The organism is Actinoplanes cyaneus (assembly GCF_016862095.1).
Lineage (GTDB): Bacteria > Actinomycetota > Actinomycetes > Mycobacteriales > Micromonosporaceae > Actinoplanes > Actinoplanes cyaneus.
Map to the genome: position 1 here is coordinate 1 of NZ_BOMH01000040.1, position 20,356 is coordinate 20,356.

General features: G+C 71.0%; 18 protein-coding genes. 1 reads left to right on the plus strand and 17 read right to left on the minus strand.

The window, feature by feature from the left end:
- Positions 1–218: 218 nt before the first annotated feature.
- The gene (map, locus tag Acy02nite_RS26695; protein WP_203745308.1) at positions 219–1,076 is read right to left on the minus strand and encodes a type I methionyl aminopeptidase; all 858 of its coding nucleotides are present in this window, start codon (positions 1,074–1,076) and stop codon (positions 219–221) included.
- 73 nt (positions 1,077–1,149) lie between these two features.
- On the opposite strand from map, the gene Acy02nite_RS26700 reads away from it, so the two are divergent.
- Positions 1,150–1,464, plus strand: coding sequence for an STAS domain-containing protein (locus tag Acy02nite_RS26700; protein ID WP_203745310.1), 315 nt, complete (start codon positions 1,150–1,152; stop codon positions 1,462–1,464).
- On the opposite strand, the gene Acy02nite_RS26705 is transcribed toward Acy02nite_RS26700, so the two are convergent.
- From Acy02nite_RS26705 to Acy02nite_RS26780, 16 genes are all read right to left on the minus strand, one after another.
- Positions 1,457–4,894, minus strand: coding sequence for a SpoIIE family protein phosphatase (locus Acy02nite_RS26705; protein WP_203745312.1), 3,438 nt, complete (start codon positions 4,892–4,894; stop codon positions 1,457–1,459). The genes Acy02nite_RS26700 and Acy02nite_RS26705 overlap by 8 nt on opposite strands.
- A 73-nt stretch (positions 4,895–4,967) precedes the next feature.
- Positions 4,968–5,705 carry a gamma-glutamyl-gamma-aminobutyrate hydrolase family protein gene (locus tag Acy02nite_RS26710; protein ID WP_203745314.1) on the minus strand — a complete coding sequence of 246 codons (738 nt, stop codon included), beginning with the start codon at positions 5,703–5,705 and terminating at the stop codon, positions 4,968–4,970.
- A gap of 17 nt (positions 5,706–5,722) precedes the next feature.
- Complete coding sequence (locus Acy02nite_RS26715; RefSeq protein ID WP_203745316.1) at positions 5,723–6,412, minus strand: gamma-glutamyl-gamma-aminobutyrate hydrolase family protein; 690 nt, start codon at positions 6,410–6,412, stop codon at positions 5,723–5,725.
- Between the two features lie 179 nt (positions 6,413–6,591).
- Complete coding sequence (locus tag Acy02nite_RS26720; protein ID WP_203745541.1) at positions 6,592–7,359, minus strand: 3-oxoacyl-ACP reductase; 768 nt, start codon at positions 7,357–7,359, stop codon at positions 6,592–6,594.
- Entirely contained in the window at positions 7,359–8,720 is a 1,362-nt protein-coding gene (locus tag Acy02nite_RS26725) for an aldehyde dehydrogenase family protein (RefSeq protein ID WP_203745318.1), read from the minus strand. The genes Acy02nite_RS26720 and Acy02nite_RS26725 overlap by 1 nt, the downstream gene beginning before the upstream one ends.
- Positions 8,721–8,736: 16 nt before the next feature.
- Entirely contained in the window at positions 8,737–10,083 is a 1,347-nt protein-coding gene (locus Acy02nite_RS26730; RefSeq protein WP_203745319.1) for a glutamine synthetase family protein, read from the minus strand.
- A gap of 12 nt (positions 10,084–10,095) precedes the next feature.
- Entirely contained in the window at positions 10,096–11,634 is a 1,539-nt protein-coding gene (locus Acy02nite_RS26735) for an amino acid permease (protein ID WP_203745321.1), read from the minus strand.
- A 364-nt stretch (positions 11,635–11,998) separates the two neighbouring features.
- Positions 11,999–12,586, minus strand: a complete 588-nt coding sequence (locus Acy02nite_RS26740) for a hypothetical protein (protein WP_203745323.1) — start codon at positions 12,584–12,586, stop codon at positions 11,999–12,001.
- A gap of 263 nt (positions 12,587–12,849) precedes the next feature.
- A complete protein-coding gene (locus Acy02nite_RS26745) occupies positions 12,850–13,905 on the minus strand; it encodes an ABC transporter permease (protein ID WP_203745325.1) in 1,056 nt (351 codons plus the stop codon).
- Positions 13,902–14,795: an ABC transporter ATP-binding protein gene (locus tag Acy02nite_RS26750; RefSeq protein ID WP_203745333.1), complete on the minus strand. Its 894-nt coding sequence runs from the start codon at positions 14,793–14,795 to the stop codon at positions 13,902–13,904. The genes Acy02nite_RS26745 and Acy02nite_RS26750 overlap by 4 nt, the downstream gene beginning before the upstream one ends.
- A 61-nt stretch (positions 14,796–14,856) precedes the next feature.
- The gene (locus tag Acy02nite_RS26755) at positions 14,857–15,513 is read right to left on the minus strand and encodes a response regulator (protein ID WP_203745335.1); all 657 of its coding nucleotides are present in this window, start codon (positions 15,511–15,513) and stop codon (positions 14,857–14,859) included.
- Positions 15,510–16,778, minus strand: coding sequence for a sensor histidine kinase (locus Acy02nite_RS26760; RefSeq protein ID WP_203745337.1), 1,269 nt, complete (start codon positions 16,776–16,778; stop codon positions 15,510–15,512). Before Acy02nite_RS26760 ends, Acy02nite_RS26755 begins: the two co-directional genes overlap by 4 nt.
- A gap of 10 nt (positions 16,779–16,788) precedes the next feature.
- Positions 16,789–17,205, minus strand: a complete 417-nt coding sequence (locus Acy02nite_RS26765; protein ID WP_425548137.1) for a MerR family transcriptional regulator — start codon at positions 17,203–17,205, stop codon at positions 16,789–16,791.
- Between the two features lie 729 nt (positions 17,206–17,934).
- Positions 17,935–18,306: a hypothetical protein gene (locus tag Acy02nite_RS26770; RefSeq protein ID WP_203745339.1), complete on the minus strand. Its 372-nt coding sequence runs from the start codon at positions 18,304–18,306 to the stop codon at positions 17,935–17,937.
- A 486-nt stretch (positions 18,307–18,792) separates the two neighbouring features.
- A complete protein-coding gene (locus tag Acy02nite_RS26775) occupies positions 18,793–19,638 on the minus strand; it encodes a helix-turn-helix transcriptional regulator (RefSeq protein WP_203745341.1) in 846 nt (281 codons plus the stop codon).
- Between the two features lie 130 nt (positions 19,639–19,768).
- A complete protein-coding gene (locus Acy02nite_RS26780) occupies positions 19,769–20,356 on the minus strand; it encodes a TetR/AcrR family transcriptional regulator (protein ID WP_203745545.1) in 588 nt (195 codons plus the stop codon).

The following is a 20,356-nucleotide window of genomic DNA, read 5'->3' on the forward strand; positions in this document are numbered from 1 at the left end:
GCTCGCGGTTGTCATGAGGCACGAATGACGACCGTCAGTGCCAGCCGCGGGCGGGAGCCGCGTTGCGGCCGGGAGTGCCCGCGGGGTCGCGAGGGTGACCGCCCGCCACGGCCGGACGGTCGCCGGGCGGCCCGGACCACCGGCGAGCTCGCGTCACTCACGACGGGACCGGGACGCTGCGGTCGATCGAGCCGGACCCCCGTACCGTCGAAGGGTTTTCAGGGAAGGGTGAGGATCTCGTAGCCGTCGTCGGTGACCACCAGGGTGTGCTCGAACTGGGCCGTCCACCGGCGGTCCTTGGTGACGACTGTCCAGCCGTCCTTCCACACCTCGTACTCGTGGGTGCCGAGCGTGATCATCGGCTCGATCGTGAACGTCATCCCGGGCTCCATGACGGTGTCCAGGCGCGGGTTGTCGTAGTGCGGCACGTAGAGGCCGGAGTGGAACGTCTCGCCGATGCCGTGGCCGGTGAAGTCGCGGACGACGCCGTAGCCGAACCGGCGCGCGTACGCCTCGATGACCCGCCCGATGGCGTTGATCGGCCGGCCCGGGGCGACCGCGCGGATGCCCCGCATCATCGCCTCGTGGGTGCGCTCGACGAGCAGTCGCGCCTCCTCGTCGACGTCGCCGACCAGGAACGTCGCGTCGGTGTCGCCGTGCACGCCGCCGATGAACGCGGTGACGTCGACGTTGATGATGTCGCCGTCCTGCAGCACCGTGGAGTCGGGGATGCCGTGGCAGATCACCTCGTTCAGCGAGGTGCAGCAGGACTTGGGGAAGCCCTTGTAGCCCAGGGTCGACGGGTACGCCCCGTGGTCGAGGATGAACTCGTGCACCACCCGGTCGATCTCGTCGGTGGTCACGCCCGGCTTGCAGTGCTCGCCGGCGAGCTGGGTGGCCTGCGCGGCGATCCGGCCGGCGACCCGCATCTTCTCGATGGTCTCCGGGGTCTGCACGTGGGAGCCGCGCCATTCCCTGGGGCGCTTCTTACCCACGTATTCGGGGCGGACGATGCTCGCCGGGACCGATCGCTCACGCGACTGCTTGCCCGGCGCGAGTGGCGCACGTACGGTCATGGTCCCAGCCTATCCGCCGCGCGGGACCACGTTCGGGCCTGTCCTTGCCGCTCCCGGGGCGCTGTGAAATCGTATGTCGGTGGATCAAGAGGGCCAGGACCCGACTTTCTCGGCGATCGGTGCGGTCTCCGGTGACCGGGTCGTCGTGACGGTGGCCGGCGAGGTCGACATGGCCACGGCACCCGCCCTCTTCGAGGCCGCCACCCCGGACCGGATCACCGGCGCGACGATCGACCTGCGCGCCGTGACGTTCTTCGACTCGGCCGCGATCCACACCCTGATCCGGCTCGCGGAGCGGTTCCCGGGGACGCTCGAGGTGTTCCCCTCCGACCGGGTCCGCCGGGTGCTCGACATCTCCGGGCTGGGCGATCAGCCCTGGCTCAGGTAAGGGGCCGGCGCAAGGTCACCGCCGTGCCCTCCGGGGAGCGGTGCACGGAGAGCTCGGTCAGCGCGCCGATCAGGGCCAGCCCCCGGCCGCGGAAGCCGGCGTCGGTCGCCGCCCGCCACCCGCCGGTGTCGCGCACGGTCACCACTACCGCGTTCTCGTGCATCGACGCCTCCACCGTGATGAACGGCTCGTCCGGCTCGATCGGGTGCTCGATGGCGTTGGCCGCCGCCTCGGAGACCGCCACCGTCAGGTCGAACGCGTCCGCCTCCGGGACGTCGTGCGTGGCCAGGAAGTCCTCCAGCCGTTTGCGCAGGACGCTGAGGCGGGCCGGGTCGGCAGGCAGCCGCATGGAGAACTCGCGCGGCTCGGTCACCTCCAGCGCGATCAGCGCGATGTCGTCGCGCCGCACCTGCCGGGCCGCCTTGGCGAGCAGCTGATCGAGCAGGTCCTCGACGTGCTCGGTGGGCTTGGCGGCGTCCTCGGTCAGCTCGACCAGCCCCGCGTCGACGCCCTGCCGCCGGTCCTCGACCAGCCCGTCGGTGTAGAGCAGCAGCCGGTCACCGGGGTCGAGCTGCATCTCCAGGGTCGGGTAGGGCACGTCGCCGAGCGCGCCGATCGGCGGCCCGAGCGCCGTCCCGTAGAGGAACGTGCCCAGTTCACCGCGGGCGACCCGGATCGGCGACGGGTGACCGGCCGACGAGTACCGCACGACCCGCGTATGCGGATCGAAACGCAGGCAGAAGACCGTGGCGAACTGCCGCCGGCCGAGCGTGTCGACCAGACGGTTGAGCCGGCTCAGGGCCGGACCGCAGTCGAACCCCTCGAGGACGTACGCCCGGAGCGCGTTGCGCAGTTGCCCCATCGCGGCCGCGGCCTGCACGCCCTTGCCCACCACGTCGCCGATGACCAGGTAGAGCCGGCCGTCGGGGGCGGCGATCACGTCGTACCAGTCGCCACCGACCCGGGCTTCGCTGCTGCCGGCGACGTAGCGGCTGCCGACCACCGCGCCGGGCACCCGGGGCAGCGACTGCGGGAGCAGGCTGTGCTGCAGCGTCCGGGCGATCCGGTGCTCGGTCTCGTAGAGGCGCGCGTTGGCCAGCCGCAGCCCGATGAGCCGGGCGAGCTGGGTGAGCACCATCGGCTCGACCGGCCCGCCGGCACCGGCCCAGACCCGCAGCTCGCCGAGCGCGACCCCGGCCGTGTCCGGCAGCGGCAGCACCAGGTCGGGCTCCGCGGCGGCGTCGGCGCCACCGTCCCGCTCGGCACGCGCGTCCGGCGCGGCCAGCACCACCCGGCCGGCCGACGTCATGGCCTGCACGTGCCGGGCCGCCACGTCGAGCACCTCGGCGGTGCCGGTCACGACGTTCAGCGCGACCGCGGCGTCGACCAGGCCGCGCAGCCGGCTCACGGTTTCCCGGCGCAGCTGGCCGAGCTCCACATTGGCGCGTACGCGCGCTGTCAGCTCCCGCGTCGAGAACGGCTTGACCAGGTAGTCGTCGGCCCCGGCGCCCAACCCCTCGACCGCCGCCTCCTCCCCGGCGCGGGCGGAGAGCACCACGATCGGCACGTCCCGGGTCCGCGGGTCGCCCCGGAGCGCGGCGATCAGCCCGAAGCCGTCCAGCCCGGGCATCATCACGTCGGTCAGCACCAGGTCGAAGGAGTGTTCCCGGGCCAGCTCGAGCGCGGACAGTCCGTCGGCGGCGGTGGCCACGTCCCAGTACGGGCTGAGCAGCCGCGACACGTGCTCGCGCAGGTCGGCGTTGTCGTCGGCGAGCAGGATGCTGCCGTGGCCGGCGCCCGCGGCGGGCGGGACGGCCGCGGAGTTCCCGCTCCACCAGACCGCCTCGTCGACCCACAGCCGCGGGTCCGCACCGGCCGGCTCGTCGCTGATCCGGTCGGCCGGCAGGTGCGCGGTGCCGAACGGGATCCGGACCCGGAACTCGCTGCCCGTGCCCGGTTCGCTGTGCACACTGACCGAGCCACCGTGCAGCTCGGCCAGCTCACGGACGAGCGCCAGCCCGATGCCGGTGCCCTCGTGGCTGCGCGACCACGTGCCGGTGACCCGGTGGAACCGGTCGAAGAGCAACGGCTGCTCGTCGAGGGGGATGCCGACCCCGGTGTCCCGCACGGTCAGCTCGGCCTGCGCGTGCACCTCGTCGGCCCGGACACGCACCTCGACCCGGCCCTCACGGGTGAACTTCACCGCGTTGGAGAGCAGGTTGAAGACGATCTTCTCCCAGAGTTCGTGGTCCACGTGTACCGGTACGGGTGACGGTGGCGTCTCGATCACCAGGTCCAGCCCGGCGCGCTCGGTGGCCGGGCGGAACGACGTGGCCAGGCGCGCCGTGTGCCCGGCCAGGTCGGTCGGGCGGTAGACCGCGCGCATCCGGCCGGACTCCAGCCGGGAGAAGTCCAGCACAGTGTTGACCAGTTTGAGCAGGCGCAGGCCGTTGCGATGCAGCGGGATCAGCCGCTCGCGCAGGCCGGGACCGGTGGCCGGGTCCTCGAGCAGGTCCTCCAGCGGGCCGAGGATCAACGTCAGCGGGGTACGGAACTCGTGGCTGACGTTCGAGAAGAAGTCGGTCTTCGCCCGGTCCAGCGCGGCCAGTTCGGCGGCCCGGCGGAGCTGCAGCTCGTAGGCCCGCGCGTTCTCCACCGCCCGGGAGATCTGCGCCGCGGCCAGCTCGAGGAAGTCCTGGTAGCCGTCGTCCAGGGCGAGGTGCGGGCTCACGGCGACCACCAGCGCGCCGGCGTCGTCGATGGGCAGCACCAGTTCCCGCTCGGCGGGCTCCGGCCGCGGGCCGTCCAGCACCAGCCGCGCGGACGGCACGTCGGCCCGGTTCTCGGCGAGTACCGCGATCGCCTCGATGGCCAGCGCCGACAGGTCGGGCGAGTCGGCGAGCCGGCGGCCGAGCGCGGAGAGGGTCCGGGCCCGTCGTTCCGCCAGCACCCGGCCGGTGGTCTCGGTGACCACGCAGATGATCCCGCCGATCGAGCCGTCCCCGGACCGGACCGGGTCGTACGAGATGTCGAAGTACGTCTCCTCCAGGAAGCCGAACCGCTCGATCATGAAGAGGTGGTCGGTGGCGTAGAAGGCCTCGTCGCTCTCGTACACCTGCCGGAACAGGTCCTCCAGCACGCCCCAGGCCTCGGCCCACATCTCCCGGCCGGGCCGGCCGAGGTGCGCGGGATGCTTCCCGCCCGTGGTGGGCACGTAGGCGTCGTTGTAGAGCGCGACGTGCTCGGGCCCCCAGAACATCACCATCTGCGCCTTCGACCGAAGCATCATGATCACCGCGTCGGCCAGCTCCGGCGGCCAGGTGGACGGATCACCCACCGGTGAGGCCGACCAGTCCAGGGCGGCCATCCGCCGGCCCATCTCGCCGCCGCGCTCGAAGGCGACACGCAGCCGGGCCGGCAGGGCGCCCATCAGAAGCCTCCCGTTGGGGGTCGGGTGACCGGTGAAGCCGGCTCGGTGGCACGTTAACACCGGAAGAGACCGGTCACACGGTGGCCGCCTCCCGGCCCACCAGGGCGGCCTGGTTCAGGGCCGCGAACACCCGTAGGTCGGCGGTGCGCTCCGGGTGCCACTGCACGCCGAGCGCGAAGGTGCGCCCCGGGTGCTCCAGGATCTCCACCACCCGGTCGTCCGGGCACCAGCCGGTCGCCACGCACTCGCCCGGGTCGGCGACCGCCTGGTGGTGGAACGAGTTCACCGTGGTCTGCCGGCCGAACAGCTGGCGGGCCCGGGAGCCCTCCGCGGTCACCACGCCGTGCCGGCCGTAGTCGTCGGCTCCGGCCGCCAGCGGGTCGGTGCCGGCGTGCGCCCGGTGCCGGTCGTGGTTGATCAGATCGGGCAGGTGCTGGTGCAGGGAGCCGCCGGTGGCCACCGCCATCACCTGGTGTCCCCGGCAGACGCCGAGCACCGGCAGGTCCATCTCCAGCGCCGCGCGCATCAGCATGATCTCGGCGGCGTCCCGCACCGGGTCCACCTCGGTCTCCGGGTGCGGCTCGGCGCCGTAGTTCGCCGGGTCGACGTCGCCGCCGCCGGTGAAGACGATGCCGTCCAGGGACTCCAGCACATCGGTCCCGGGGTCGTCGGGGGTGATCAGCACGGCCCGGCCGCCGGTCGCGTGCACCGCCTTGACGTAGGTCATCGGCAGCATGCCGGCCATCATTTCGTTGCGGCCGAAGAGCACGTGCTGGGCGTACGAGGTGAGGCCGATCAGCGGTCTGCGCATGAGGGTGCGGTTCTCCTTCAGCTCCGTGCGGCCGCCGCCACCAGGGCGCCGAAGAGCCGGAGGTCACGGCTCACCTCGGGGTGCCACTGCACGCCGAGCAGGAACCGCCGATCCGGGTCCTCGACCGCCTCGGGCAGGCCGTCCTCGGCCCGGCCGGTGACGGTCAGTTTTCCAGGATCGGCGACGCCCTGGTGGTGGAAGCAGTTGATGGTCACGTCCTCGCCCATGAGCCCGGCGATCCGGCTGCCGGGGGTGAAGACGGCTTCGTGCTCGCTGTACACCGCGGGGGCGACGCGGTGCCGCTCGTGCCCGAGCACTTCGGGCAGGTGCTGGTGCAGGGTGCCACCGTGCGCGGCGACCAGCAGTTGCATGCCCCGGCACACGCCGAGCACCGGGAGGTCACGGTCGAGCGCGGCCTGCAGCAGCGCGAGCTCGGCGGCGTCCCGTTCCGGGTGGGTGACGGTGTGCGGGCCCGGCTGTTCGCCGTACAGCTCCGGGGAGATGTCCGGCCCGCCGGAGAACAGCAGGCCGTCCAGCACCCGCAGCACGTCGGTGTCCAGGTCGTCCGGGGGCAGCAGCACCGCCCGGCCGCCGGCCAGGGTCACCGCGGCGGCGTAGTCCTGCGGGACCAGAGCGGTGGGGAGATCACGCCAGACCCCCCAGGAGGCGGGCATCACGTACGTCGTTATCCCGATGATCGGACGCATCGCACCACCGTAGTCACTCCGCACAGGTTTTCCGCCCCGGACAGGCGCGCGGCGCCGGCTCTCCGGCGCCGCGCGACGGGCCCATCTGTCCTATCCCGGACGGGGATCCAAGCCCGCCCGACCAGGGATTCGACCCCTGTGTAAGAAGGCCGTTCCCGTTCCGGGGAGTGCTAAACGTTTTACAGGGGCGTCACATAGGCCCCGGTGATGCCGCCGTCGACGACGAACTGGGACGCGGTCATGAACGAGGCGTCGTCGCTGGCGAGGAACGCGACCGCCGCGGCGATCTCCTCGGGCTCGGCGAACCGGCCCATCGGCACGTGCACCAGCCGGCGGGCGGCCCGCTCCGGGTCCTTCGCGAACAGCTCCAGCAGCAGCGGCGTGGCGACCGGGCCGGGGCAGAGCGCGTTGATCCGGATGCCCTCGCGGGCGAACTGGACACCCAGCTCCCGGGTCATCGCCAGCACGCCGCCCTTGCTCGCGGTATAGGCGATCTGCGACGTCGCCGCCCCGAGCAGCGCCACGAACGAGGCCGTGTTGATGATCGAGCCCTTGCCCTGCCGCTGCATGTGCGGGATCGCGTACTTGCAACAGAAGAAGACGCTGGTGGTGTTGACCCGGATGACCCGCTCCCACGCGTCGATCCCGGTGACCAGGATCGAATCGTCGTCGGGCGGGGAGATGCCGGCGTTGTTGAACGCGATGTCGACCCGTCCGTGCCGCTCCACGACGCCGTCGAAGAGGGCCTTGACCTGCTCCTCGTCACTGACGTCGCAGGCCACGAACTCGCCACCGACCTCGCTGGCCACGGCCTTGCCGGCCTCCTCCGAGATGTCGACGGCGACGACCTTGGCCCCCTCGGCGGCGAACCGCCGGGCGGTGGCCAGGCCGATACCGCTGCCGGCGCCGGTGATCACGGCGATCCGGTCCTGTAGACGCTCCACTATCAATCTCCCGTAGCCAGGAACACGTTTTTCACATCGGTGAACGACAGCAGCGCGTCCGGACCCAGCTCGCGGCCGAGGCCGGACTGCTTCATCCCGCCGAACGGGGTCCAGTACCGCACCGACGAGTTGCTGTTGACGCTGAGCGCGCCGGTCTCGACCGCGCGGGCCGCCCGCAGCGCGCGGCCGACGTCACGGGTCCAGATCGAGCCGGACAGCCCGTACTCCGTGTCGTTGGCCAGGCGGATCGCCTCGGCCTCGTCGCGGAACGGCAGGACGCTCACGACCGGGCCGAAGATCTCCTCACGCCAGTGCCGGTCCCCTGTGGACCCGGCGAGCAGAACCGTCGGAGGGAACCACCAGCCTTCGCTTTCCGGAGCGTCGCCGCGGAAAGCGACGTCGGCAGCGGTGACGAAACCCGCCACGGTCTCCCGCTGACCGGAAGAGATCAGTGGACCCATTTCCGACGAGTCCCGGGAGGGGTCCTCCACCCGGAAGTTCTTCACCGCCGGTTCCAGCAGCGAGAGGAACTTGTCGTAGACGGAAGCCTCGACCAGCAGGCGCGACCGGGCGCAACAGTCCTGCCCGGCGTTGTCGAACACCGCCCCCGGAGCCGCGGCCGCCGCCTTCTCCAGGTCGGCGTCGGCGAACACGATGTTGGCCGACTTGCCGCCCAGCTCCAGCGTCACCCGCTTCACCTGGTCGGCACAGCCTGCCATGATCGACTTGCCGACCGCCGTCGAACCGGTGAAGCACACCTTCCGGACCGCCGGGTGCGTGACGAACCGCTGCCCCACCACGCTGCCCTTGCCCGGCAGCACCTGGAACACGCCCTCCGGCAGGCCGGCCTCCAGGGCCAGCTCGCCGAGACGGATCGCGGTCAGCGGGGTCAGCTCGGCCGGCTTGAGGACGACGGTGTTGCCGGCGGCGAGCGCCGGGGCGAAACCCCAGCCGGCGATCGGCATCGGGAAGTTCCACGGCACGATGATCCCGACCACGCCGAGCGGCTCGTGGAACGTCACGTCCACGCCGCCGGCCACCGGGATCTGCCGGCCCGAGAGCCGCTCCGGCGCGCCGGCGTAGTAGTTCAGCACGTCCCGGACGTTGCCGGCCTCCCAGCGCGCGTTGCCAATGGTGTGCCCCGCGTTGCGTACCTCCAGCCGGGCCAGCTCTTCGAGATGCTCGTCGACCACCGCCGCGAAGCGGCGCAGCAGCCGCGCGCGATCACCGGGGGCGATCGCGCGCCACCCGTCGAAAGCCCGCTGCGCACGCTCGATCGCCGCGTCGGTCCCGGCAAGATCCGTCGACGGCACGGTCATGAAGACCGCACCGGTCGACGGATCGACCACGTCAGTTGTGCTCACGCCAAGATCCTCACACTCACAGGCGCTCGAATCCACGGCGTAGTTCCCAATCGGTCACCGCGGCGTCGAAAGCGGCCAGCTCCACCCGTCCCATGTTCGCGTAATGGGCGACCACGTCGCTCCCGAACGCCGCTTCCGCGAGCCCGCTGGACGCCCACAGGTCCGTCGCCTCCCGCAGCGTCCCGGGCACTCGCCCGGCGTCCGGGTCCTGGTAGGCGTTGCCGACGAACTCGTCCTCGAGCGACAACTCGCTCTCGATCCCGTGCACCGCGCCCGCGACCAGGGCGGCGATCGCCAGGTACGGGTTCACGTCCCCGCCGGGCACCCGGTTCTCCACCCGCATGCCCTGCCCGTGCCCGGCGATCCGCAGCGCGCAGGTCCGGTTGTCCACCCCCCAGCGCAGCGCGGTCGGCGCGAACGAGCCCGGCTGGTACCGCTTGTACGAGTTGATGTTCGGCGCGAAGAGCAGGCTGAACTCCCGCATCGTGGCGAGCAGCCCGGCCAGCACGCGCTGCCCGGTCACGCTCAGGTGGGCCGGCCCGTCGCCGAGCATCGCCGACTTCCCGTCCTGACCGCGCAGCGAGAAGTGGATGTGGCAGGAGTTGCCCTCACGCTCGTTGGGCTTGGCCATGAAGGTCAGCGCCATGCCCTCCTGCGCGGCGATCTCCTTCGCGCCGTTCTTGTAGACCACGTGGTTGTCCGCGGCGGCGAGCGCGTCCGCGTACCGGAACGCGATCTCGTGCTGACCGAGGTTGCACTCGCCCTTGGCGCTCTCCGGGAGCAGGCCCGCGCCGTACATCTCGTTGCGGATCCTGCGCAGCAGCGGCTCCACGCGCGTCGTGCCGAGCAACGAGTAGTCCACGTTGTACTGATTCGCCGGGGTCAGGTCCCGGTAACGCTTGTCGAAGGCCTGCTCGTAGGTGTCCCGGTAGAGCACGAACTCCAGCTCGGTCCCGGCGAACGCGGTCAGCCCGTGCGCCGCCAGCCGGTCCAGCTGGCGGCGCAGGATCTGCCGCGGGGACGGCGCCACCGGCTGCCCCGCGGTGTCGAACAGGTCGGCGAGCACCAGCGCGGTGCCCGGCAGCCACGGCACCTTCCGCAGCGTGCCGAAGTCCGGCCGCATCACGAAATCGCCGTAACCGGTGGACCAGGAGGACATCTCGTAGCCGTCGACGGTGTTCATGTCGACGTCCACCGCCAGCAGATAGTTGCAGCCCTCGCTCCCGCCCCCGGCCACCTCGTCGATGAAGTAACGGCCGTGCAGCCGCTTGCCCTGCAATCGCCCCTGCATGTCGGTGAGCGCCAGCAGAACGGTGTCGATCGAGCCGTTGCCGACCGCTACGTCCAGGTCCTCGAGATCCATGGATCAGTCCTATCAGTCGTTGGGCGTCGGCATGGTCTGCTCGCCGTGCGCCGCTTTCTCCAGGAGGTTGGAGCGCGGGCCGGTGAACCACTTGCGGGCGCTCGCGAACCACCAGACGGTCGCGCCGCCGACCACGATCGCCACCGCGACGATCGTGTAGTTGAAGTTCTTCGCCGTGATCGGGCCGGCCGTCGGCAGCACGAACAGCACGCAGATGATCGCCACCCAGACGATCGAGATCCAGCCGACCGCTGCGCTCCACCGCCCGAGGTTCCACGGCCCGGCCGGGAAGTCGTCCCTGCGGCGACGGAGGAAGACCGGTCCCACGTACGCGATGTACAGGCCGATCACCGCGATCGACGTGGCCGCCGCGTACGCCGTGGTGTTCCAGAGCGACGGGAGCACCAGCAGGGTGGAGATCGTCACGCACAGCCAGATCGAGTTCGTCGGGGTGCCGGTGCGCGGGTTGACCTGCTTCCACAGCCGCGAGCCGGGCAGCGCGCCGTCCCGGGCGAAGGCGTACGACATCCGCGAGTTCGCGGTCACCGACGCCATCCCGCAGAACCACTGCGCGACCATGCAGATGAACAGCAGGAACGTGCCGGTGTTGTGCCCTGCCGCGTCGATGAAGATCTGGGCCGGTGGCAGCCCGAGAGCGGTGGTCGCCTCGGCGTCGTAGTCCTGGATCGACCAGGTGATCGCGGACAGCAGCACGAACCCGGCGATCACCGAGACGACCACCGACAGCACGATGCCGCGCGGCGCCGCGTTGGCCGCGTCGTGGGTCTCCTCCGCGACGTGCGCCGAGGCGTCGTACCCGGTGTATGTGTACTGCGCCATCAGCAGTCCGATCAGGACGGCGTAGACGGTGGCTCCGGCGAACCCGAACCCGGTCGTGTTCCGCACCTCGAAGAACACCTCGGAGATCGGCTTGTGCTGGTCCGGGATGACGGCCAGCACGACCACGATCACCGCGACGCCCACCAGGTGCCACCAGGCGCTGACATCGGAGAGCAGCCGCACCAGGTTCACGCCGAACGTGTTCAGCAGCCCGTGCGCCACGATGATGACCAGGAAGATCAGGAACGTCTTGCCCGGCGTGACCTCCAGATCGAAGGTCAGACTCAGGAACGCCGCGGTGGTGATCGCGGCGCCGAAGTCGATGGCCGCGGTCACCGCGACCTCGCCGAGGAAGTTGAACCAGCCGATGAACCAGGCCCAGGCCGCCTTGTTCCGCTTCGCCAGCGCCGCGGCCCACCAGTAGAGCGCGCCCGCCGTCGGATAGGCCGAGCAGACCTCGGCCATCGCCATCGCCACCAGCGTCACCATGATGCCGACGAACAGCCAGCCGATGGTGATCGCGAACGGGCCGCCCGCGTTCATCGCGATCACATAGGACGTGATCGCGCCGGCCAGGATCGAGATGATCGAGAAGGAGACCGCGAAGTTGGAGAAGCCGGACAACCGGCGGTGGAGTTCCTGCTTGTATCCGAGTTGCGCGAGACGTTCCTCGTCGCTGCTGCTTCCGGTGACGGCTGGTTCAGTGCTCATGCGCGAGCTCCCTATGCCGAAGGTGTGACGTGAGCCACGGGTTTCGGTGATGATCGCTCCGCTGTGTTACGGCCGTCAATGATCAGCGTTAATTGCGTTGCCGGTTGTCGCGGCCGGTGCAAGCCTTGGTGGCAACAGGGCGGTGGCTCGGGAGGCTTCACCCGCCCCGGTTGTCGACAACCTGCCCGCGGCGATGCGGGGCGCGGTCACCTCTCTCTTCCCGCACGCGGCGGCACGGCCGCGAGCGCCCGCCCCGCATCGCCGCCCTTCTCAGAACCTTCCAGAATTGCTTTCGCCGTACGCCGTGAGCCCGGATTCCGTGGTATCCGGCGACTGGCTTCCGGGGCGTGCTGACCGATCTGCCTCAGTACCCGGTCGCTCCGGCGGCCGCGCAGGCCGCGTCCAAGCGGTCGTCAGCGGCGGACGGCGCGGAGCCCTCGGAAGCGGCCATCGGATCCTTCGCCGCCGCGACCTTCGACACCGCGGCCGCAAGCCGGCGTACCGCCGAGGTCACCTTGGTCGTCCCGCCGGTGCCGGCGGCCGACGACAGGGCCCGGGCGAACTTCTTGAAGGCCGGCCCGGCGATCCCGGCCGGCACGTCGCCGTCGTCGTCCATGTTGCCGAGCAGGGTTCCGGCGAGGTCCTCCTTGGCGCTGATCACCGAGGCGCACAGTTTCCGGTCGCTGACCACCGGCTTGGCCGACGTCCTCGTCGCGCTCGGGCTCTTCGACGGCGTCCGGGACGGTTTCACGGACTTCGACGGCGACGGCGACGGCGCGGCGGTCCCGGCCGGAGTGACGGTGACCGGCGCGACGACCGGCAGACCGAGGGTGGACTCCACGGCGGTCGGCGTCACCCACGTCTCCTCCGCCGTTCCGGCGCCGCCGCACGCCGTCAGCGCGATCAGCGGAGACACGAGCAGAGCGGCGGTAACCAGCCTGAGGGGAGTCACGCGCGCGGACACTACCGGCACACATTTCCATGATCAAATACTTCCATTATGCATTCGCCCCGCGCTCCGGGTAGCTCCGCGCGGCCCCGATCGACCGGGGTCACCGCGGACCTGATCGGCCGGCGCTGATGGTTGTCGCCGGGCCTGGAACGGACCGTGAGCGCCAGCCGGGCCGCGACTCGCGTCGCGGCCCGGAGTGGTGGCCCTCCGGCGTCGCCGTCTGCGGACGGGCGACTCACGCCGTACGGGCAGATCGGGTTTGATCAGGCTTTCTTCAGAGCGGCCATGAGCGACGTGCGCACCTGGGTCCGCAGCAGCGATCCGGTGTAGACCCTGGCGCCGACCACGAGCAGCGCCACCGCCGTCGCCGCCAGCAGGATCAGCGACACCACCGGCTCCCACGCCGCCACGCCACCGTCGAAGAGCCGGATCGGCATCGCGATCGGGGCGGAGAACGGGACGTACGACAGGATGCGCATCAGCATCCCGTCGTGCGGCACGCTGATCGCCAGGAAGAACGGGATCAGGACGAGCATCTGCACCGGAACCGTGGTGCTGGCCAGTTCCTCCTGCCGGGAGGCGAGCGCGCCCACCCCGGCCCAGAGCGCGGCCAGCATGACGAAGCCGAGCACGAAGAACGGCACGAACCAGCCGACCGCCGGGAGCACCGCGGAGACCAGGCCGGGCGCGGCGTCGGTGGCGCTCATCCCGACGACTGCGACCAGCGCGAGCAGCGCCACCTGGGCGAACGCGAGGACGCTGAGGGCGAACACCTTGCCGGCCAGCAGCGCCCGGACCGGGACACTGGCGACCAGGATCTCCACGATCCGGGTCTGTTTCTCCTCGACGACACTCTGCGCGATCTGCATGCCGAACGAGAACGAGGTGAAGAAGAACAGCATCGCGAACGCGATCGGCACCAGCACCTTGAGGACCGGCGCGACGTCGCTGGGTTCGAGCAGGCGGACCGGAGGCTCGGTGCTGAGCGCCTCGACGACCTCGTCGGGGGCGTCGTCCTTGGCGATCACCTCGGGGCCGGGCAGCACCGCGGCGTCGACGTCACCGTCGCGGACGAGCTGCTCGGCGGTGGCCGTGTCGGCGACCGTCCGCACCTCGAGCCCCTCGGCCTGCAGCACGCTGACGGTGCTGCTGTCGGTGACCGCGACCTTGGTGGCGCCGCTGTTCAGCATCGACGGCAGCAGGAACGACGCCGCCATGATGACCAGGAAGAACACGGTGCCGAAGAGGAACGCCTTGTCACGCAGCTTGGTCCGGATCTCGCGCGCGGCGACGAGCTGAGCGGCCTGGAACGTGGTCACTGGATCACCTCTCGGAAGATCTCGGCGAGCGAGGGACGGACCGGGCCGAACGCGTGCACCGGGCCGCGGTCGAGCGCGGCGCGCAGGATCGGCTGGTCCTCGAACCCGGGCTCCAGGTCGAAGGTCGCGTGCCGGCCGTCCAGGTCGATCAGGGTCACCCCGGGCTGGTCGCGCAGCCAGCCGGCGTCGCCACCGACCTCGATGCGGTAACGCGGCAACGCGTACTGGTCGCGTAGCCCGGACCGGTCGCCGGCGGCGCGGATCGTGCCGTCCGCGATGATCACCAGGTCGTCGCAGAGGCGTTCGACGACGTCGAGCTGGTGGCTGGAGAAGAGCACCGCGGCACCGGCGGCGGCCCGTTCGCGCAGCACGGTGACCACGTTGTCGACGGCCAGCGGGTCGAGGCCGGAGAACGGCTCGTCGAGGACCAGCAGCTCCGGGTCGTGGACCAGGGCCGCGGCGATCTGCGCGCGCTGCTGGTTGCCCAGCGACAGCTTCTGCACGTGATCGTTGGCTCGTTCGGCCAGCTCGAGGCGTTCGAGCAGGGCCATCGTGCGGCGGCGCGCGGTGGCCGCGTCCAGCCCGTGCAGCCGTCCCAGGTAGACGATCTGGTCGAGGACGCTCATCTTCGGGTAGAGGCCGCGCTCCTCCGGCATGTAGCCGAACCGCTGCCTGATCTCCCGCCCGAGCGGCTCGCCGCGCCAGCTCACCGTGCCAGAGTCGGCGGCCAGCACGCCCAGGATGATCCGCATGGTGGTGGTCTTGCCGGCGCCGTTGGCACCGACGAATCCGGTCAGCCGCCCGGAGGCCACGGTGAACGACACGTCCTTGAGGACCTGCCGATCGCCGAACGACCGGTCGACCGCGTCGACGCTGAGATCGGGGTTCATGCCATTGACGGTAGGCATTCCGCACGCTCGTGGCGTCCGGCCCGCGAAGGACCCGGCGATGTCATCCCTGCGAAGGACGGACCACCCCCATCTCATACGCCAGGACCACCGCCTGCGTCCGGTCACGTGCCCCGAGCTTCATCAGGACCCGGCTCACGTGCGTCTTCACCGTCGTCTCGCCCAGGTGCAGGGCGGTCGCGATCTCCGCGTTCGTCGCGCCCCCGGCGAGCTGCACCAGGACCTCGTGCTCGCGCGGGGTGAGGTCGTCGAGGCGTACGCCCGGCTCGGGTGAACGCTGACGGGGCAGGCTGAACTCGGCGATCACCCGACGCGTGACCGCCGGGGCGAGCAGCGCGTCACCGGCCGCCAGCACCCGGACGGCCTCGGTCAGCGCCTCTGGCGTGCCGTTCTTCAGCAGGAACCCGCTGGCCCCGGCCTGCAGCGCGGCGAACAGGTAGTCGTCGCGGTCGAAGGTCGTCAGGATCAGGATCGACGGGCCACCCCCGGCCGCGATCCGGCGGGTCGCCTCCAGCCCGTCCATCTCCGGCATCTCGACATCCATCAGCACGACGTCGGGCCGCAGCCGCAACGCCAGGTCGACCGCCGCGGCGCCGTCGGCCGCCTCGCCGACCACCGTGATGTCATCCTCCATCTCGAGGATGACCCGGAACCCGGACCGGACCAATTGATGGTCGTCCGCGAGGAGGACCCGGATCACGTGGAACTCCCCACCGTCGACGCGTACGGCAACCGCGCCCGTACGCGATAGCCCCCGCCACCGCGCCGGCCGTGCTCCAGCGTCCCGTCGTGCACCGCCACCCGCTCCCGCATCCCGATCAGTCCCATCCCGCTGCCGCCCGCCGCGGCCCCGCCGTGCCCGTCGTCGGCCACGTCCAGCTCCAGCTCGCCCGCCAGGTACCGCACCCGGATGTCGAGCGTCCCGGCCCGCGCGTGCTTGAGGGTATTGGTCACCGACTCCTGCACGATCCGGAAGGCCGCCTGGGAGAGCGACTCGGGCAGGGGCGCCGGATCGCCGTACGTCCCGAAGTGCACCTCGAGCCCCGCCTCCCGGGCCCGGTCGGCGATCTCGCCGATCCGATCGATGCCCGCGCCCGGGGCCGGCTCGACCTCGGCGCTGGTCGCGCGCAACGCCCCCAGCATGCGGCGCAGCTCGTCGACGGCGGTCCGCGCGCCGGCCTCGACCGCGGTCAGCGCGGTCACCGCCTTGACCGGGTCCTTCTCCAGCGCCCGGCGGCACGCGGACGCCTGGATGCCCATCACCGAGACGTGGTGCGCCACGACGTCGTGCAGCTCCCGCGCGATCCGGACCCGTTCCTGCAGGACGGCACGGCCGGCCGCCGCCTCCTGCGCCGCGCGCAGCTCCTCGGCCTGCTCCTGCAGCCGGTGCTCCCGGTGAACCGCCCGCCAGGCCGCGTCGCCCATCAGGTACGTGAACCCGAAGTACACGAGGTTCTGCAGATAGCCGAGCAGGACCGCGGCCCAGAGCTCCGGCTTCTCGCCGCTTTCCGGATCGACCGCGGTGAGGGCGTCGTGGTACAGCGCGTAGGACACGGTCAGCCAGCCGAACATCACCGCGATGATCACCAGCCGGATGGTGCGCGCCCGCGACCGGTCCGGCCCCCACGCGCCGAGCGTGTAGATCGCGGCGCACAACGCGTACGTCGTGATCACCTGCTCCGGCGAGAACCGGACCTGGGCCACGATGAACGCGACCGAGACCACCACTGCGACCGCCTCGGGGGCGCGTCGCCGCCAGGCCAGCGGCAGCGTGGTCACCACCGCCCAGAAGATCTGCTCGGCCAGCGCCGGGGCCCGCTCGGTGTGGTAGTACCCGGCCCTGCGCAGCATGAACAGGGTGAAGACGGCGAGGGCGGCGACACCGGAGCCGATCCACAGGTCGTTCTGACGCTGCCGCGGGGTGGGCCCGGGCCGTCGCCATTCTTCGACGTTCCACGATCGCATGCTGAGACGATTACATGTTTTGTCGAGCCCTGGTGTCGCGGCGGGTCTGCATCGGGATGGTGGCGTCCTCGCCGGGACCCAGCCTGCCGCCCAGCTCCACGATCCGCCGGTGCGCGGCGGCCAGGCGGTCCTCCAGGGTGACGACCCGGACCGCGGCGGTGAGCAGGAAACCCTCGTCGAGCAGGAGCCGGACGCGTTCGGCCAGCTGGAGCTGATGCCGGGAGTAACGGCGATGGCCGCCGGCCGAGCGCTCGGGCTCGATCAGGCCGGTGCCGTCCAGCGAGCGGAGAAATGCCTGCGTCACGCCGATCAGCTCGGCGGCCCGGCCCATCGAATACGCCGGGAGGTCGACGTCGTCCCGCGGTCCGGTCGGCATTCTCACCTCGGGCATCATCTCCTCGGGCGTCGTCTCCTCAGGCACTGTCACCGCGGGCATCGTCCCCTCGGGCACTGTCTCTTCACGCACAGAGTCCAGGGCCCCGGCGGGTAACCGGGGCCCTGGATTTTCAATTCTTGTGCCGGCTCACTGGGCCGGCGCAGGTGGTCGACCGGCTGCGTGCCGCTAGCGGTCGACCGGAGTGATGGGCATCGGCTGCGATCACCTCTTGTCGGGTCGGGGACGTCGTGATTACGCGTTGCTGCGGTATCTCGTCCTCCTTCTCCAACTCAGCTGTTCGCCAGAACAAGCCGGATGTACCAGTTGCGATGCCGGCCGGAGCCGACCTGGAAAACATATCCCCGTTCGCCGCCAATTTCTAGAGTCGCCGCTGTAGATTTTTTCGCCGTGTCCCGGATTGACCTGCGATAACGCAAGCGCCCGTCAATGCCTGCAAGCCCATCCACCCCCGCGATCAAGATCCTCCAACCACCTTTCCCGTACGCCGTGAGACGCCCGCCCCGCGCCTCCGGCCGCCCGCGACCCCCGCCGTTGTCCAGGCTCCGGCCGCGCCCACCCCCACCGGCTGGCCCTCAGGGCTGTCTCCGCCCGCTGAAACAACCCTCACCACCAGCTCACCCCTCTCGACTGGCCCTGAAGGCTGTGTCCCGCCGCCGAAGCAACCCCCAGCACCAGCTCACCGCCCTCGGCTGGCCCTGAAGGGTGTGTCCGGCCGCTGAAACAACCCCCCAGCACTAGCTCGCCGCCCTCGGCTGGCGCTCAAGGGTGTGTCCGGGAGGCTGGAGGCGCCGTGAGCGCCGGCCGGGACAGGCGGCTGGCGACCGCCGTCGCGGTGATCACCAGGACCACGCCGATCGGGATGGCGGCCATGGCCAGCAGGCCGCCGCCGATATTGCCGCCCATCACGCCGGCAGTCAGCGCGCGACCGGTGAGGGCGGCCAGGAACCCGGCCGCGACCAGCGGAATCAGCACGAACCCCCAGGTCCAGCGAAGCCGGCGAGTGAGAGTCGCCCCCACCAGCACCATCGTGGAGGCGACCGCGACGAGGCAGGCCACGATGCCGATCACACGGTCAGCGGCGGCACCGAAACTGACCGCCTCGTAGCCGTAGTCCAGCGGGTATGCCTTCACGCAGCAGGTCCGGATCGGTCATGTCACCGATCAGCCACCAGGCAGCGACAGGCGCGGCGACGACCACGGCGATCCCCGAACGCAGAAGTGCCTTACGCGAACTCATCCCATCCTCCGGCTGCGTCGTACGAGGTCACGAGCGTAGATCCCACCATCAAGATCACAAACAGTTCGCCGGCCCCGATGGTGCTTCCGTCCGTTACACCGCTGAGGGCCGGCCCGCTCCTGACGACTGACTCTCAGCGGTGCTTCAGCCCGGGCGATGCACCCGTGGGCACCAGCCGGCTTTCCGCGGCTGGCTCTCAGCGGTGCTTCAACCGCGCGATGCACCCCTGAGCACCAGCCGGCATCCCGCGGCTGGCTCTCAGCGGTGTTTCCGCTCACTGAGGCACCGCTGGGCACCAGCCGGCCGGGCGGGGCGCGGCTGGGGTCGTGGTCGACGGTGGACGGGCTGACGACGTACCGGGGAAGGCGGGCGAACGCGGGTCAGTCGACGAGGGACTGGGTGCCGAGGACGATGGCCAGGGCGAGACGCTCGGCGTCCTCGGTGTGCGGCTCGGCGCTGTAGACCATGATGCGGAGATCGTCGAACGCGACCGTCAGCGTGTCGCAGTCCAGCGTCAGGCGGCCGGCCGACGGGTGGTCGATCACCTTGCGACGTGACGGGTCCGGCGCCGGGGGCGGGGCCTCCGCGTCCCACAACTGCGTGAAGCGCGGGCACGCGGCGGCCAGGTCGGCGATGAGCCGCGACAGGGTCCGGTCGGCCGGGTACCGGGAGGCGGTCAGGCGCAGGTCGGCGACCAGCCGGGCCTCGTGGTCGGCCTGCTCCTGCGGGGTGTTCACGACCCGGGTCCGATTGCCGGTCAGGTTGCGCCAGATGGCGTTGCGCTCCAGCCCGCGCCAGGTCGTCGTGTCGCCCATCAGCGCGTCGTAGGCCGCGTTGGCCAGCACCACCGTCCAGCTCGCGTCGTAGACGACGATCGGGTTGCCGGAGAGCCGGTCGAGCAGGCGCTGCACGCTGGCGGTGACCCGGGACGTGACGACGCCGTGGCCCGGGGCGGCGTGACCGGCGAGCTGGAAGAGCAGGTCACGCTCGCTGTCGGACACCCGCAGCGCCCGGGCCAGCGACTCGACCACCTGCGCGGACGGGGCGGTGGCGCGGCCCTGCTCGAGGCGGGTCAGGTAGTCCGCCGAGATGCCGGCGAGGGTGGCCAGTTCCTCGCGGCGCAGGCCGGTGGCGCGACGGCGCGAACCGGCCGGGATCCCGGCGGCCTCGGGGGTGACCCGATCACGCAGGCGACGGACCGTCCTGCCGAACTCCCACGACTCCACGCCCCCAAGTCTCCTCGTGCCGCCGGATGTTGTCCTGGCCCTGGCAGTCCTACGAAAAGCGGGCTGCCGGCGAGAAGCGGGCTCACGGCGTACGCGCGAATCGTCTTTTGATCGGCTCTGAGGCGAAGGGTCAGGCCACGCGGCGGACGATCGCGAGCATCGCTTCCTCGATCTCCTCGATCGGCCGGTCGGGCTGGAAGACCAGCCAGTCCACGGCGACGACCAGCCCCACTCCGAACAGGGCCGCGGACGCGACCCGCACGTCCAGGTCGGCCGGGAGCGCCCCGGAGTCCACCCCGGCCTGGACCGTCTCCGCGATCACGCCGATCGCCTGCTCGCGGAGCAGGACCAGGGTCTGCTGCCACTCCCGGTTCGTCCGCCACATCTCGGAGACGAGCAGCTGGGCGAAGGCCCGGTATCGCTGGATGTAGGAGAGCTGCGCCCGGACCAGCGCCCGCACCGCCTCGCGCGGCGGCAATCCTTGCACCGCGGCGCGGAACTCGTCGGTGAGCAGCCCGATCCCGTGCCGCAGCAGCTCCTCGAAGAGGTCGGTCTTGGACTTGAAGTTGTAGTAGACCGTGCCCTTGGCCACGTTGGCCCGCAGGGCGATGTCGTCCACCGTGGTCTCGTTGAAGCCTTTCTCGGCGATCAGCTGCACGGCAGCCTCGTACAGCTTCTGCCGGGTGTCCTCACGTCGCCGGCCCCGCCCGTCGCTCAC

What these genes read in the sequence shown, in the direction of transcription:
- Acy02nite_RS26710 (WP_203745314.1), bottom strand. Translation starts at nt 5,705, where the DNA reads ATGCGCAGACCGCTGATCGGCCTCACCTCGTACGCCCAGCACGTGCTC.
- Acy02nite_RS26705 (WP_203745312.1), bottom strand. Translation starts at nt 4,894, where the DNA reads ATGGGCGCCCTGCCGGCCCGGCTGCGTGTCGCCTTCGAGCGCGGCGGC.
- Acy02nite_RS26700 (WP_203745310.1), top strand. Translation starts at nt 1,150, where the DNA reads ATGTCGGTGGATCAAGAGGGCCAGGACCCGACTTTCTCGGCGATCGGT.
- Acy02nite_RS26735 (WP_203745321.1), bottom strand. Translation starts at nt 11,634, where the DNA reads ATGAGCACTGAACCAGCCGTCACCGGAAGCAGCAGCGACGAGGAACGT.
- map (WP_203745308.1), bottom strand. Translation starts at nt 1,076, where the DNA reads ATGACCGTACGTGCGCCACTCGCGCCGGGCAAGCAGTCGCGTGAGCGA.
- Acy02nite_RS26760 (WP_203745337.1), bottom strand. Translation starts at nt 16,778, where the DNA reads ATGCGATCGTGGAACGTCGAAGAATGGCGACGGCCCGGGCCCACCCCG.
- Acy02nite_RS26730 (WP_203745319.1), bottom strand. Translation starts at nt 10,083, where the DNA reads ATGGATCTCGAGGACCTGGACGTAGCGGTCGGCAACGGCTCGATCGAC.
- Acy02nite_RS26750 (WP_203745333.1), bottom strand. Translation starts at nt 14,795, where the DNA reads ATGAACCCCGATCTCAGCGTCGACGCGGTCGACCGGTCGTTCGGCGAT.
- Acy02nite_RS26715 (WP_203745316.1), bottom strand. Translation starts at nt 6,412, where the DNA reads ATGCGTCCGATCATCGGGATAACGACGTACGTGATGCCCGCCTCCTGG.